Below are 14,441 nucleotides of genomic sequence, written 5' to 3'. Positions count from 1 at the left end.
GGCACGGATAGCTCTGTTTCACGGATAAACCAACTCTGTTTGCGCTTACCCACGCTGCCCAGGCCAAAAATGACAAGTGGATAACCCTTTGGATCTCATATGTTAGATAGCTTGCTTGTCATTTTATTGCTGATTGTAATCAGTGCCTTTTTCTCCCTGTCGGAGATCTCGCTGGCGGCCGCCCGTAAGATCAAACTGAAACTTCTGGCCGACGAAGGCAACGTCAATGCCCAGCGTGTGCTGAAAATGCAGGAAACGCCGGGCATGTTCTTCACCGTGGTGCAGATTGGCCTTAACGCTGTCGCCATCCTGGGCGGTATTGTCGGCGACGCGGCATTTTCACCGGTTTTCAGCGGCCTGTTTAACCGCTTTGTTTCGCCGGAACTGGCGGAACAGCTCAGCTTTATCTGTTCATTCACCATCGTGACCAGCCTGTTTATCCTGTTTGCCGACTTAACACCAAAGCGGGTTGGCATGGTCGCACCGGAAACCATCGCGCTGCGCATCATCAATCCGATGCGTTTCTGCCTGTTAGTGATGCGTCCGCTGGTATTTCTGTTTAATGGCCTGGCCAACGTCTTCTTCCGTATTTTCAAGCTGCCGATGGTGCGTAAAGATGACATCACCTCCGACGATATCTACGCGGTGGTGGAAGCCGGTGCGCTGGCGGGCGTTCTGCGCAAGCAGGAGCATGAGCTGATTGAAAACGTGTTTGAGCTGGAGTCACGTACCGTTCCCTCTTCAATGACCTCACGCGAGAATATTGTCTGGTTTGATCTGCACGAAGATGAGACCAGCCTCAAGACCAAAATCGCCCAGCATCCTCATTCGAAGTTTCTGGTCTGCAGCGGCGACATCGATCATATCGTTGGCTATGTCGACTCAAAAGAGCTGCTGCTGCGCGTACTCGGCAATCAGAGCATGGCGCTGAACAGCGGCCTGCAGATTCGCTCTGCGCTAATCGTGCCGGACACGCTGACGCTCTCAGAAGCGCTGGAAAGTTTTAAAACCGCTGGTGAAGATTTCGCGGTGATCATGAACGAATATGCGCTGGTCGTGGGCATCATTACGCTGAATGACGTCATGACCACACTGATGGGCGATCTGGTCGGTCAGGGCATGGAAGAGCAGATCGTGGCGCGCGATGAGAATTCATGGCTGGTTGAAGGCGGCACACCGATTGATGACGTAATGCGCGTGCTGGACATCGATGATTTCCCGCAGTCAGGCAACTACGAAACCATCGGCGGCTTTATGATGTATATGCTGCGTAAGATTCCAAAGCGTACCGATTTTGTGAAGTTTGCTGGCTATAAGTTCGAAGTGGTAGATATCGATAGCTACCGTATCGATCAGCTGCTGGTCACCCGCATTGATGAACGACCACCCGTGCTGAACCTGACCAAAACCGAAGAAGAGTAAATGACTCAGAGCGTGTCCCGGCGGCTATTATTGTCCCAGGCAGTCCTGGATACAGAGCGCGCGGAACAACCGGAACGTTTACGTAGCAGTTGGAGATTGTGGGCACCGTCCGTGTTCGGACAGGCAAAGGGAATAGCCTGATAGGTCATACACTAAGGGCGCCATCGGCGCCCTTGTTATTAGTTGAACTCAAGTTTGAGACGAACGACCTGGCGGTTAATTTCTGACATCACGCTCAGGTGCTGTTTGTCTTTGACGCGAGGGATTAATACTTTCCCTTTATCGAACTCGAACGCGCCCACGTCCTTGATATACAACCTTCCTTTGAAAAGCGTTTTTACATATTTCGCTATTTGTAGCGGATTATAGCGCTGGAAGATCTTCATGCTGTTTAACTCCTGTACATTTTTAAGCACGCTTCGCCGTTTCCAAATTTGGTTCCAGCCCATGAAGCGCGAATTCGCGATAACTATAGAACACTAAAACTGACTGATGTTCCTAAAAGTGAATTTTTTTACTGAATTGACACATCATTACAGAACACTCTGTTATCAGGCTCACACAACACAGTATAAACCTTCATTGATTAAGGAATTGTGGCGGCCATAACAAACCTGACACCTTTCCAGGACAGGCGCATCATCCCTGCTTACTATTGCAGTAAAATGACTGACTGGTCTGATCACCTAAGGAAATAACAATGCGTATAACCCTGGCAGCTGTGGCGTTGTCTCTGTTGATACCGGCAGGCGCGATGGCTCAAAACCTCAGACTGGATATGCGGGTACCGGCTGTAGGCGTGAATGACAAAGGCGAGCTGTTATTGCAACAGGAGAAGTTTAGCTACAAAAACTGGAATAGCGCGCAGCTCAGCGGAAAAGTTCGCGTCATCCAGCATATTGCGGGTCGCTCATCTGCGAAAGAGATGAACGCGGCACTGGTAGAAGCGATCAAAGCCGCGAAGCTGCCGCATGATCGCTATCAGACCACCACCATCGTCAATACCGATGACGCGATTCCGGGCACGGGCATGTTTGTGCGCAGCAGCGTCGAGACCAACAAGCAGCAATATCCCTGGTCTCAGTTTGTCATAGACAGCAAAGGCAACGTGCAGCACAGCTGGCAGTTACAGCCTGGTGGTTCCGCCATCGTCGTGCTGGATAAGCAGGGCAAAGTGAAGTTTGTGAAGGATGGTTCGCTGACGCAGGATGAAGTGACAAAAGTTATCGCGCTGGTCAACTCACTGCTGAAAGAGTAATGCTGAACACCCGGGAGCGAGAGAATCGCTCGCCGGGCATTTATGCCAATATCGTCTTAAAAGAGCGAAACGCGGAAGCCGGGATTCAGGAAGGATTCGCGCGGCGCATAGTCCAGGGTTTTGCCCTGCCAGTCATGTACATGCGCACCCGCAGCCATCGCCACGGCATGACCCGCGCCGGTATCCCAGATATTGGTTGGCCCGAAACGGGGATAGAGCTGAGCTTTACCTTCTGCCACCAGACAGAATTTCAGTGAGGAGCCGGTCGCAACGGTCTGATGCTCACCTAACTGCTTCAGGTACTCTTTCATCTCGTCGTCGTCACCATGTGAGCGGCTGACCACGACCAGCGGAGGACGTGCGTCACGGACATGAATCTGTTCGCGATGACCGCCCTCTTCTTTCCACGCTTTACCCTCTGCCGCGGAATACATTACGCCCAGCACTGGCGCATAGACGACGCCCATCACCGGCTTGCCCGCTTCAATCAGCGCAATATTGACGGTAAATTCACCGTTACGCTTGATGAACTCTTTGGTGCCATCCAGCGGATCAACCAGCCAGTAGCGTTGCCAGTGCTGACGGACATCCCAGGCTGGCGGATCTTCTTCTGAAAGTACCGGTATGTCAGGCGATAGCTGTTTCAGCCCCTCCATGATGACTTCATGCGCCGCGATATCCGCAGCGGTCACCGGCGAATCGTCCGATTTGTGAGAAACGTCAAGCGGCGCGGCACCGTTATAGACCTGCATAATCGCGTCGCCAGCTTCGCGTGCCAGTTGGCAGATTTGCTCTAACATTTTTCACCTCGTTTTTGTCTGTCTGCTGCAGGATCAGCCCATCTTCAGATAGTGACATTTTAGCAGTTCCGCCTGACCAGCCTGTTTACTGGTCCGGCGGCAATTCAATTTATAGATATATCAATATCATAGTTACGTGCTTATCGCCATGCTGCCGCCAGTGAGCCTTTATCGTATAAGAATGAGTCGCAGGCTGATGCGTCAAAACGTTATATCCATCACGATTTAAAATGACTATCTGTCATGCTTTTACATTATTTTGAGAGCCTGATTTTAATTTGCAGCAGGAGCAAGCATGTTTAAGCCCGGAATGATGTTACTGGCCCTGAGCGTTTCCGTCGCCGCCCAGGCCGCGACGGTGGATTTACGCGTACTGGAAACCACCGATCTGCACAGCAATATGATGGATTTCGACTACTACAAAGATACGCCAACCGAGAAATTTGGTCTGGTGCGCACCGCCACGCTGATTCACGCCGCCCGGCAGGAGGTGAAGAACAGCCTGCTGGTTGATAACGGCGACATCATTCAGGGCAGCCCATTGGGCGACTACATGGCGGCTAAAGGGCTGCGTGAGGGTGAAATCCATCCGGTCTACAAGGCGCTTAATACGCTGGATTACGCTGTCGGCAACCTCGGTAACCATGAATTCAATTATGGCCTGCCCTACCTGAAAAAAGCGCTGGCGGGTGCGCGCTTCCCTTATGTGAACGCCAACGTGATTGATGTGAAGAGCGGCAAACCGCTGTTTACCCCTTACCTCATCAAATCCACTACGGTGGTTGATCGCGAGGGCAAATCGCAGACCCTGAAGATTGGCTATATCGGCTTTGTGCCGCCGCAGATCATGGTGTGGGATAAAGCCAATCTGCAGGGCAAGGTACGGGTGGATGACATCACCGAAACAGCTCGCCGCTATGTGCCTGAGATGCGCGCGCAGGGTGCCGATCTGATTATTGCTATCCCTCACTCCGGCCTGAGCAGCGAGCCGTATCACGCAATGGCAGAAAACTCGGTTTACTACCTCAGCCAGGTGGAAGATATTAACGCCATCCTGTTTGGTCATGCGCATGCCGTCTTCCCCAGCAAGGAGTTTGCTGGCATCAAAGGCGCAGACATTGCTAACGGCACGCTGAACGGGGTTCCGGCGGTGATGCCAGGCATGTGGGGCGATCATCTTGGCGTGGTCGATCTGGTGCTGAACAATGAGGGCGGACGCTGGCAGGTGAGCAGCGGCAAAGCAGAGGCGCGACCGATCTACGATACTGCCGCGAAGAAATCGCTGGCGGCGGAAGATCCGGCGCTGGTGAAAGTGCTGGCTGACGATCACCGCGCCACGCGGGAGTTTGTGGCGAAGCCCATCGGCAAGTCGGCTGACGTAATGTACAGCTATCTGTCGCTGGTTCAGGACGATCCAACGGTGCAGATCGTCAATAATGCGCAGCGCGCTTATGTGGAGCATTTCATTCAGGGCGATCCGGATCTGGGCCGTTTGCCGGTGCTCTCTGCTGCCGCGCCGTTTAAAGCGGGCGGACGTAAAAACGATCCTGCCAGCTATGTCGAAGTGGAGAAAGGTGCCCTGACTTTCCGTAATGCGGCCGATCTCTATCTCTATCCCAATACACTGGTCGTGATGAAAGTCACGGGTGCGCAGGTGAAAGAGTGGCTGGAATGCTCAGCAGGCCAGTTTAACCAGATCGATCCGCACAGCAGCAAAACGCAGTCGCTGATTAACTGGGATTTCCGCACCTATAACTTCGATGTGATTGATGGAGTCAATTATCAGATTGATGTGACCCAGCCCGCGCGTTATGACGCAGAGTGTCAGTTGATCCATCCTGACGCCTCACGCATCCGTCAGCTTACCTGGCAGGGTAAACCCATCGATCCGCAGGCTCTCTTCCTGGTGGCGACCAATAACTATCGCGCATATGGCGGCAAGTTTGCCGGCACCGGAGATAAGTACATCGCCTTTGCCTCGCCAGATGAGAACCGTTCGGTGGTAGCAGCCTACATCAGCGCGGAAACCAAAGCGCATGGCGCAGTTCAGCCGAAGGCGGACAATAACTGGCGTCTGGCACCGATTACCTCATCCACTCCGCTCGATATTCAGTTTGAAACGGCACCGGGCGATAAGGCGACCGGATTTATTAAGCAGCATGCGCAATATCCGCTTCAGCCCAAAGGAACAGATGCGATTGGCTTTGCACTGTGGCAGGTAAATTTACAGCAGAAATAAGGCGGGAGAAAACGCTGCAACCGGGGTGGTTGCAGCGTCTTATCTTACAGGATTTCCAGCAGCTCAACTTCGAAGAGCAGCGTGCTGAATGGTGGGATAGAGGCACCCGCACCGCGCTCGCCATACGCCAGGTTCTGTGGGATCACCAGTTCCCATTTTGAGCCAACCGGCATCAGCGTCAGCGCTTCAATCCAGCCAGGGATAACGCCGCTTACCGGGAATTCTGCCGGTTCGCCACGGGCAACTGAGCTGTCGAACACGGTGCCGTCGATCAGTTTGCCGGTGTAGTGAACGCGTACGCGATCCTGACGTGATGGGATTGGACCTTCACCCTGAGTAATCACGCTGAACTGCAGGCCTGATTCGGTGCTGCTCACGCCTTCACGCTGCGCATGTTCCTGCAGGAATGCCTGACCTTCTGCGGCCATAGCTTCGGTACGCTCACGACGCACGCCTTCCGCGCGTTCGTGCACTTCACGCAGTGCGCGATGAACCACATCAACCGGTACGGCCGGCGAGTTCCCTTCCAGCGCGTCGCGCAGACCCGCGAGCAGTGCTTCTGGTTGCAGACCCTGCAGACCAGATTCCAGCAACTGCTGGCCAACCTGTAAACCAATACCGTAACTTGCTTGTGCTTCGACGCTGTCGAAAGAAGGGGTAGTCATCTTCGTTCCTTTCACTCTCGGATAAATTCGAACCGGCAGCATAGCAGCGCAGGCCGCTGGCGTAAAATGCCCTGCGTCGCAGATGACTTTTGCTGATGAAAGAGAAACAATAGCCACGTCAAATTTATCAATGCTGGCAGGCACTTCGCGCCGGTATTGCCCATACTATAACTATCGATGGGGATCACCTCATCTGTAGCACCTGAATAAGAGAGCAAACATGGGCCAGATTGCCCCACGCCGCCGCAGGATGCGTGCAAAACAAATGGTATCCCGGCTGCAGACCTGGCTGGCCGCACGCAGGCTACAGCAAACTGCCGGAGAGGAGGAAACCCGAATGGCTTCAGACACGTCATCCCGCCTGCCGACATGGCTTCAGCGTATCTGGCATTTTACCGACCATATTCGCTGGATGGATCCGCTGCCTGCGCCGCACCGTCGTGGCATTGTGGCGGCACTGCTGGTGATGCTGGTGGCGTTTCTCTGGCCCACCAGTACCCTGCGTTATCCGGTCGAGCAGTCTTCGCCTTCTGCGGAGAAAGAGGTGCCGATGCAGGCGGATATTTATGATAACAACCGTGCCCGTCAGCCTTCATCCTCAGCGTCTCAGCAGACGCCAAAAGCTGATTCTCAGGGCGAATGGCGCAATATGACCATTGCGTCGGGTCAGACGCTGGCGCAGCTGTTTCGTGACAACAGTCTGCCGGTCAATGATGTGTTTGCGATGGCGCGGGTGGAAGGCAGTGACCAGCCGCTCAGCTCACTGAAAAGTGGTCAGCAGGTGAAAATCCGTCAGGATGCGCAGGGTGTGGTAACCGGTCTGACCGTTGATGGCGCAAATGGCCCGGTGCTGTTTACGCGTCAGCCAGATGGCAGCTTTATTCGCGCGCAGTAAGGCCAACAGCAGTTTATTGAAAGGCATAAAAACAAAAACGCCGGCACAAGGCCGGCGTTGATGTCGTGCTCAGTTAATAAAATTAACCAGCAACAACTTTCACGTTCAGTTTAGCGAAGACTTCGCTGTGAACCTGGAAGCTTACTTCATGCTCACCGGTAGTGCGCAGAACGCCGTTCGGCAGACGAACTTCGCTCTTAGCGACTTCAACGCCAGCTGCAGTAACTGCATCAGCGATGTCGCGGGTACCGATTGAACCGAACAGTTTACCTTCATCGCCCGCTTTAGACGTGATGGTTACAGTGCCCAGTGCATTGATTTTCTCAGCGCGTGCAGTTGCTGCAGACTGAACGTCAGCCAGTTTGGCTTCCAGTTCAGCACGGCGTGCTTCGAAGAACTCAACGTTTTTCTTGGTAGCAGGAACAGCTTTGCCCTGTGGTACCAGGAAGTTACGAGCATAGCCCGCTTTAACGTTAACCTGATCACCCAGGGTGCCAAGGTTTGCTACTTTATCAAGCAGAATAACTTGCATTACCTTATCCTCTTAAAGTCGTTAATGGACAGTTGCCGATTACTGATGACGATCAGTGTACGGCAGCAGAGACAGGTAACGCGCACGCTTGATGCAGCGAGCCAACTGACGCTGGTATTTTGCACGAGTACCGGTGATACGGCTCGGGACAATTTTACCGCTTTCGGTAATGTAGTTTTTCAACGTTGCGATGTCTTTGTAATCGATCTCAACAACGCCTTCCGCGGTGAAACGGCAGAACTTGCGACGACGGAAATAACGTGCCATTAGGCTAGTCTCCAGAATCTATCAATTCAATCTGCTCGGCATGGAACACCACTTTGCTCTGGCCATTTCGTGCCTGATGGCAACTAATGAAACCGTCGAGTGTGAGTTGCGTGCCGACCGTTATATGTTGAGTAATCACCTGATGGGCGCTGCCGCTAATAATAACAGGCATACGACACCAGGCTTGCCGGTGAAACCCGGCCTCCTCCTGCACTGAGCGGTGCTCAAGCACAAACTGACAGTGAGGAATTCCTGACGGGCTAACTCTTCGAACCGGTGTCTTGCACACAGTGCCAGACAGGCGAAGTCGATTGACCGTCACGATGGATTACTCTTCAGAATCCCCAGCATCTGACTCATCAGCGGATTCGTTAGCAAAATCTTCGCGACGATCACGACGCTCATCTTTCGCTTTAACCATCGGTGATGCTTCAGTTACCGCGTTTTTAACGCGCATAACCATGCTACGGATAACGGCGTCGTTGAAGCGGAAGTTCGTTTCCAGCTCATCGATCGCTTCCTGCGGCGCTTCAACGTTCATCAGAACGTAATGCGCTTTGTGCAGTTTATTGATCGGGTAAGCCAGCTGACGGCGGCCCCAGTCTTCCAGACGGTGAATCGTGCCTTCAGCACCAGTGATAGCACCAGTGTAACGCTCGATCATGCCAGGAACCTGTTCGCTCTGGTCAGGATGAACCATAAATACGATTTCGTAATGACGCATCGAAATTGCTCCTTACGGATTATTCAGCCTCCTGTCGGGGTCAACCGCGGCCCATGGAAGCAAGGAACGTTATAGGCTGTGTCCCACAAAGGTTCGCAGTGACGAGCGTTTGTGGGACACAGCCTGAGAATGCGGCTGAAAAATTGACGCGTAATCATACCGGCGAAGGTGCCTGAACTCAAGCGCACATTTAAACAAATCGCAGGCGTCGTGCCAGATATCGGGGCTTTTTGTGCTAATGACGTAAATACAGCAGGTTGGGCGGCGAAGGTTCAAAAATGCTGACAAAGAGGTTCAGGTGGATGATCTGGCGATAATTTACTCAGTCGCTAAACTGATTAGAGACGTCACGGTTCGCTTAGTGGCGTCACGCAGAGTGTGTTCCCTGAAGTGAGGAGTCGGGCATGAAAACGTTCGTCATCGCCACTTTACTGGGTCTCTTCCTGTCTCCACCCGCTCTTGCCAGCCATGCTGACTGTGCGCAGCAGATGAGAAGTCACAGCAGCGAAGCGGCATCGGGTTATGTTTACGTTAACCGGCTGGATACGCCGGAAAGAAACCCGGTTAATGCGCCTGCCAGCGCAGCAGAAAAAGCGTCTGCGTTCTGGTAAGTGCTGGTAATTTTACGGGCGGCAGAGTCCTTCTCCGCCCGTTCATTATTTATAACTGCTGTCTAAAAAAGCTGACCAGCGCCGTTAATGCAGAGGGCGTGATCTTATGCCCGATCTGTTTTTCCGACAGTGAGGTCAGATGCTGCGCCAGTCCATTGTCACGCAGCGCCCTCTCCAGCCGGACACTCTCCGCCCAGGGCACAACCTCATCCGCTTCGCCATGCCACAGCAGTAGCGGACGGTTAGCCAGTGCCTCCAGATGGTTGCAGGGATCATAGTCCGTCAGGGGAGCCATGCGGGCCGCAAACTGCGCTTTCTGCTCCGGCGTATCCGCCACCAGCGGTGGAAACAGCGATTCGCTCAGTTGCATAAAATAGCCCGATCCCATCATACAGGCGACGCTCTGGATCTGCGGATAACGCGCCATCGCGCCCAGTGCTGTCATGCCACCCATCGACGCACCCGCCACTGCGAAACGCCTGTCAGCGATCAGATTGTCTCTACGCAGCGCAGCCTCCAGCCATGGCAGCTCATCAATGTTCTGTTTCAGAATCTCCCAGAAGCGGCCCAGGCGTGCATTGGCATCACCGTAATAACGCGCGCCGTGCAGCTCCGCATCCGGCATCACCGCCCGAAACCCCGCCTGTGCCAGCGCCACGGCGAAATAGGCGTAGACCTCTTTTGATGAGGTAAAGCCGTGATAAAACAGCACGGTTGGCAGTGGCTGATGCCGTTGTCCGGCAGGCGTGGCGTGCAGGCATTCGATACCGGCCAGTGTTTCTGTAGTGAGTTCAATCATGGTCTCTCCTGAGAGGCAGCAAGGCATGCCGATCAAGTCTGTGTTCTGCGGGTTGATTTGCGAAATCACCCGCTCCGCTTAGCTGTCTAACTTCTCCCTAAACTTTTCCCCTGCTCTGCCGTTGATCGTGTATTCCCCTAACTTGATCAAAGGTAATTTATGAAGCGTCTATCTCTCAGCGGACTGAGTCTCGGAGTTAAGCTGTCTGTACTGACGTCTCTCAGCGTTGCACTGCTGTTGCTGGTACTGACACTGACTCAAAGCCACAACGCCTCGCGCCAGCTGGAAAATCTCGCCATCGATGACATGCACAACCAGGTGCAGGGCATCAGTGAAATGGCCACTATGTTTAATGCCACCCTCACCGAAGAGGTGGCTCACTATACCGATCTGTTTACCAGCTTCCTGCCTAAGCGCTTTAGCCTGGATGAAAGCTCGCGGGTGCAGGTCGGTGCCTTTTCGACGCCAGTGCTGCGTGCCGGGTTGAAAACACTGAATCTCGATCAAACTGCCGTAGACGATTTCACCGAGCGCACCGCCGCCGTGGCGACCATTTTCGTGCGCGATGGCGATGACTTTGTCCGTGTTTCAACCTCGCTGAAAAAAGAGGATGGCAGTCGCGCAATCGGTACGCAGCTTGACCGCACCGGGGCGGCCTGGAAACGTGTTCACCAGGGCGAAGTCTACCGCGGGCTGGCGACGCTGTTCGGCCATCGCTATATCACACAGTATCAGCCGATAAAAGATGAGAGCGGTAAAGTCGTTGCCATTCTGTTCGTCGGTGTGGGTATTGATAAACAGTATGCGCTGATGCGAGAAAAAATCCTGGCGCGTAAGCTGGGTGATAGCGGTCATTTCTTCGTGCTCAACGGCACGCCCGGTAAAACGCAGGGAGCGTATCTGTTCGATCAGCACGACGAAGGAAAACGCCCCGACTGGGATGATGCAACGCTGAAACCGCTGCTGACGGAGCCGAAAGGTATGCAGCAGGTGGAGATCAATGGTGAGATGCAGATTCTGGCCTGGGAGCAATTGCCGGACTGGAACTGGGTGATTACCGGCGAAGTTAACCGCGACAACCTGCTTGCGCCCATTACGCATAGCCGTAACCTGTTCCTGATTACCGGACTGGTTCTGGTAATCGTCTTTGCGCTGGGCTTTGTCTGGTACAGCCGTCGGGCGATTACCCGTCCGCTGCAGCAGGTGATTCATCTGGCGGAGCAGTATGCCGCCGGCAACCTGCAGGTCCATATGGATACGCTTCGTCGCGACGAAGTTGGCCAGCTGATCATTGCAATTAACGGCATTGGCGATGGCCTGGAGAAAATTGTCGGCCAGGTGCGCGGTGCGGCGCAGGAGATCAGCGACGGCACGGACACCATCGCGGCCAGCAGCCATAACATCAGCGAGCAGATCGGGCGTCAGGCCAGCAGCGTCGAGCAGACCTCTGCCAGCATGGAGCAGTTTGGTGCCACGGTTGAACACACCGCCGAAAGCCTGCGTCAGGCGATGTCACTGGTGGCCGAAGCCAGCAATATCGTCAGTCACGGCAGCAAAACCGTGGTGCGCTCTGTCAATACCATGTCAGCCATTAAGGTTTCATCGCAAAGCATTGCGGATATCACGCATGTGATTGAGTCGATCGCCTTCCAGACCAATATCCTGGCGCTGAATGCTGCGGTTGAAGCGGCGCGTGCTGGCGAACAGGGCCGGGGTTTTGCCGTGGTAGCCGCCGAGGTGCGCGCGCTGGCTCAGCGTTCCGCGCAAGCCGCTAAAGAGATCGACGGACTGATTGCGACCTCTATCAGCAACGTGGCAGAGGGCCATCAGCTCTCTGAGCAGACGCGCGATGCAATGACCAACATTGTGACGCACATCGAGCAGGTGCAGGCACTGATGGGCGAGATCAACGTGGCGGCGCAGGAGCAGGCGGCAGGTATCGGTCAGGTTAATATTGCGATGAACCAGATCAGTCAGGCGACGCACCAGAACAGCGAACTGGTGGCACAGGCGGAAAACAGCGCGCAGAACCTGAGTGATAAAGGGCACCACCTGACCCAGCTGGTCAGCGTATTCAGCCTGAAATCCTGACGTCTTTCAGGGCGATGACGTACACTCATTGTCTCGTCCTGAAAAAGGGTTTTGCTATGCGTTCTGCTTATTTACTGGTGTTCAGCCTGCTGCTGGCAGGCTGTTCGGCGTTTGACACCACGCCAAAAGCCCCGCCTGCGCCGACTCAACAGGCACAGGAGATTTCACGGGCGCAGAGTGGCGGTTTGCCGAAGCTGGGCAATATTACCGTTAACGTACACGGCTCACCGGATGATGCCCAGCGTGCCGTTGCCGCCCAGGCCAATCAGGCCGGAGCCGCTTACTATCAGATCGTGATGGTGAGCGAAACGGTCATGCCGGGCTTCTGGTACGCCAGTGCGATTCTGTACGGCGCATCACCTGCCGCAGGCACGGTCCAGTAAACGATCGGTAATCGCGGCCTCAAGCGGGCGCGAGCCACGCTGGTCGAGCCACTGCTGGCACCATGCATCCGCCAGCGGAGGTTCGGCATATTTCAGTAGCTGTGCACCCATTGCCAGCAGCAGCAGCGTGCGGGTAACCTCACGCGCCTGCTCTTCAGGAACGTGGTTAAGCCTCAGACGCAGCTGACGCCAGCGCGTATCAAAATGGCGGTTACTCCCCTTCACTGCTTCAAATTCCTGACTTAGCATCGCGGTAACCTCTGCCTGACGGGCAAGCACGCGCAGCACATCAAGGCACATCACGTTGCCCGATCCTTCCCAGATGCTATTGACGGGCATGTCACGATAGAGGCGCGGGAGCTCACTGGCCTCGCAATAGCCGATCCCTCCCAGCACCTCCATCGACTCCGCAACGAACGGCGCACCCGCTTTGCAGATCTCATATTTTGCCGCGGGCGTAAACAGGCGGGCAAAGGTGACTTCATGCGGTTTTGCCGGCTGTGACCAGGCGCGCGCCAGCCGCATCAGCAGTGCAGTTTGCCCCTCCAGCTGCAATGCCTGCTGAGCCAGAACCTGACGCATCAGCGGCTGCTCCACCAGATTTTTCCCCATTACCTGACGCTGATGGGCATGCGAGACGGCTACCGAGAAAGCGCGGCGCATCTGACCGTGACTGCCAAGGGCGCAGTCGAAACGCGTCATGCCGCCCATCTTCAGGATCAGCCGCACGCCTTCGCCCTCCTCACCCAGCAGCCAGCCAGTCGCGTCGCGAAACTCCACTTCACAGCTGGCATTGGAACGATTGCCCAGCTTATCTTTTAGCCGCTCCAGCTGGATGGCATTGCGTGACCCATCGGGTAACAGCCGCGGCAGGAAGAAACAGCTTAATCCGGCAGGCGTCTGAGCCAGCACCAGATGCGCATCACTCTGTGGCACGGAGAAAAACCATTTATGGCCCGTCAGGCGGTAGGCTTCACCTGCGCCACGCGCGCCCAGCGGTTCAGCGTGGGTGGTGCTGGTGAGCAGATCGCTGCCGCCCTGCTTTTCCGTCATACCCATTCCGATTAGCAGACCCCGCTTCTGGTCGCCGGGCTGTGCATGGGTGTCGTAGCGATCGCTGAGCAGCGGATCGAGCCAGCCTTCAAAGGCGGCCGGCAGATAAGTCTGTAGCAGGGGAATGGCCGCGTGTGTCATGGTCACCGGGCAGAGCGTGCCCGCCTCAACCTGCGCATGCAGAATAAAGCGCGCAGCGCGCGCCACGCTGGCCTGTTCACGAACCGTGGGCTGCCAGCTCAGGTTGTGCAGGCGACTGGCGCAGACACCCTGCATCAGCAGATGCCAGGCGGGATGGAAACGAACTTCATCCATGCGTTCGCCACGGGCGTCGTAGCGCAGCAGTTCAGGCGGCTCAGCATTGGCGAGTCGGCCCAGCTCCAGAGACTCGGCGCTGCCCAGCTGACGACCTACCGATGCCAGCCATTCCCGATCCCATCCGGCACCTTCGCGTGACAGTGCCTCGCCAAGCGGCGTATCAGACAGAAACAGATTGCTGTTGCTCAGAGGATGAGGCTGATTAAAAACAGTGTGTGTTGTCCAGGTCATAACGGCTCCTCGCGGATGTCACTCAGTAAGTATACCCGTCGTCTTTCAGGCTGCATGTTTGTTGGCTGCGTTCACTCACCCGAATCACTTACTCATGTAAGCTCATCGGGATTCGTTCTCTTGCCGCCTCAATGCAACCCGAAATTCTTTGGG

General features: G+C 55.0%; 16 protein-coding genes. 7 read left to right on the top strand and 9 right to left on the bottom strand.

Annotated features, from left to right (window positions below; genetic code table 11):
• The first annotated feature begins 99 nt into the window (after window positions 1-99).
• Window positions 100-1,422, top strand: a complete 1,323-nt coding sequence (paeA, locus tag EE896_RS02710) for a polyamine export protein PaeA (RefSeq protein WP_008925787.1) — start codon at window positions 100-102, stop codon at window positions 1,420-1,422.
• A gap of 179 nt (window positions 1,423-1,601) precedes the next feature.
• Here the strand turns inward: paeA and EE896_RS02705 are convergent, their stop codons facing one another.
• Entirely contained in the window at window positions 1,602-1,808 is a 207-nt protein-coding gene (locus EE896_RS02705; protein ID WP_003855513.1) for a DUF1107 domain-containing protein, read from the bottom strand.
• A gap of 314 nt (window positions 1,809-2,122) precedes the next feature.
• Here EE896_RS02705 and EE896_RS02700 point away from each other — a divergent pair, with 314 nt between their 5' ends.
• The gene (locus EE896_RS02700) at window positions 2,123-2,680 is read left to right on the top strand and encodes a YtfJ family protein (RefSeq protein ID WP_110410966.1); all 558 of its coding nucleotides are present in this window, start codon (window positions 2,123-2,125) and stop codon (window positions 2,678-2,680) included.
• A 56-nt stretch (window positions 2,681-2,736) separates the two neighbouring features.
• Here the strand turns inward: EE896_RS02700 and cysQ are convergent, their stop codons facing one another.
• Window positions 2,737-3,480: a 3'(2'),5'-bisphosphate nucleotidase CysQ gene (gene cysQ / locus EE896_RS02695; RefSeq protein WP_003855511.1), complete on the bottom strand. Its 744-nt coding sequence runs from the start codon at window positions 3,478-3,480 to the stop codon at window positions 2,737-2,739.
• A gap of 295 nt (window positions 3,481-3,775) precedes the next feature.
• Between cysQ and EE896_RS02690 the strand changes: the two genes are divergently transcribed.
• Window positions 3,776-5,719: a bifunctional 2',3'-cyclic-nucleotide 2'-phosphodiesterase/3'-nucleotidase gene (locus EE896_RS02690; RefSeq protein ID WP_140916439.1), complete on the top strand. Its 1,944-nt coding sequence runs from the start codon at window positions 3,776-3,778 to the stop codon at window positions 5,717-5,719.
• A gap of 44 nt (window positions 5,720-5,763) precedes the next feature.
• Here the strand turns inward: EE896_RS02690 and fklB are convergent, their stop codons facing one another.
• Complete coding sequence (fklB, locus tag EE896_RS02685) at window positions 5,764-6,384, bottom strand: BamJ family beta-barrel-assembly machinery protein (protein WP_003855508.1); 621 nt, start codon at window positions 6,382-6,384, stop codon at window positions 5,764-5,766.
• Between the two features lie 220 nt (window positions 6,385-6,604).
• Between fklB and EE896_RS02680 the strand changes: the two genes are divergently transcribed.
• Window positions 6,605-7,279, top strand: coding sequence for an OapA family protein (locus EE896_RS02680; protein ID WP_152333568.1), 675 nt, complete (start codon window positions 6,605-6,607; stop codon window positions 7,277-7,279).
• 82 nt (window positions 7,280-7,361) lie between these two features.
• Here the strand turns inward: EE896_RS02680 and rplI are convergent, their stop codons facing one another.
• From rplI to rpsF, 4 genes are read right to left on the bottom strand one after another with little or no spacing between them, the layout of a single operon-like run.
• A complete protein-coding gene (rplI, locus tag EE896_RS02675; RefSeq protein ID WP_003855506.1) occupies window positions 7,362-7,811 on the bottom strand; it encodes a 50S ribosomal protein L9 in 450 nt (149 codons plus the stop codon).
• 39 nt (window positions 7,812-7,850) lie between these two features.
• The gene (rpsR, locus tag EE896_RS02670) at window positions 7,851-8,078 is read right to left on the bottom strand and encodes a 30S ribosomal protein S18 (protein WP_002210155.1); all 228 of its coding nucleotides are present in this window, start codon (window positions 8,076-8,078) and stop codon (window positions 7,851-7,853) included.
• A gap of 4 nt (window positions 8,079-8,082) precedes the next feature.
• Window positions 8,083-8,400: a primosomal replication protein N gene (gene priB / locus EE896_RS02665; protein ID WP_010256154.1), complete on the bottom strand. Its 318-nt coding sequence runs from the start codon at window positions 8,398-8,400 to the stop codon at window positions 8,083-8,085.
• Window positions 8,401-8,406: 6 nt separating this feature from the next.
• On the bottom strand, window positions 8,407-8,802 hold the full coding sequence (rpsF, locus tag EE896_RS02660) for a 30S ribosomal protein S6 (protein ID WP_003855334.1): 396 nt from the start codon (window positions 8,800-8,802) through the stop codon (window positions 8,407-8,409).
• A gap of 404 nt (window positions 8,803-9,206) precedes the next feature.
• Here rpsF and EE896_RS02655 point away from each other — a divergent pair, with 404 nt between their 5' ends.
• Window positions 9,207-9,413 (top strand): hypothetical protein, encoded by a 207-nt coding sequence (locus tag EE896_RS02655; RefSeq protein WP_003855333.1) that lies wholly within the window; start codon window positions 9,207-9,209, stop codon window positions 9,411-9,413.
• A gap of 49 nt (window positions 9,414-9,462) precedes the next feature.
• Here EE896_RS02655 and yjfP read toward each other — a convergent pair whose 3' ends face one another.
• Window positions 9,463-10,212 carry an esterase gene (yjfP, locus tag EE896_RS02650; protein WP_140034128.1) on the bottom strand — a complete coding sequence of 250 codons (750 nt, stop codon included), beginning with the start codon at window positions 10,210-10,212 and terminating at the stop codon, window positions 9,463-9,465.
• Window positions 10,213-10,371: 159 nt separating this feature from the next.
• Here yjfP and EE896_RS02645 point away from each other — a divergent pair, with 159 nt between their 5' ends.
• Window positions 10,372-12,303 (top strand): methyl-accepting chemotaxis protein, encoded by a 1,932-nt coding sequence (locus tag EE896_RS02645; RefSeq protein ID WP_140916438.1) that lies wholly within the window; start codon window positions 10,372-10,374, stop codon window positions 12,301-12,303.
• 56 nt (window positions 12,304-12,359) lie between these two features.
• The gene (bsmA, locus tag EE896_RS02640) at window positions 12,360-12,686 is read left to right on the top strand and encodes a biofilm peroxide resistance protein BsmA (protein WP_003855330.1); all 327 of its coding nucleotides are present in this window, start codon (window positions 12,360-12,362) and stop codon (window positions 12,684-12,686) included.
• On the opposite strand, the gene EE896_RS02635 is transcribed toward bsmA, so the two are convergent.
• Window positions 12,660-14,288 carry an isovaleryl-CoA dehydrogenase gene (locus EE896_RS02635; protein ID WP_039659428.1) on the bottom strand — a complete coding sequence of 543 codons (1,629 nt, stop codon included), beginning with the start codon at window positions 14,286-14,288 and terminating at the stop codon, window positions 12,660-12,662. The genes bsmA and EE896_RS02635 overlap by 27 nt on opposite strands.
• Window positions 14,289-14,441 lie beyond the last annotated feature (153 nt).

It is taken from the genome of Pantoea eucalypti (genome assembly GCF_009646115.1).
GTDB lineage: Bacteria > Pseudomonadota > Gammaproteobacteria > Enterobacterales > Enterobacteriaceae > Pantoea > Pantoea eucalypti.
The sequence above is the reverse complement of the archived record's forward strand: the minus strand, read 5'-3'. Positions and strand labels throughout refer to the sequence as shown.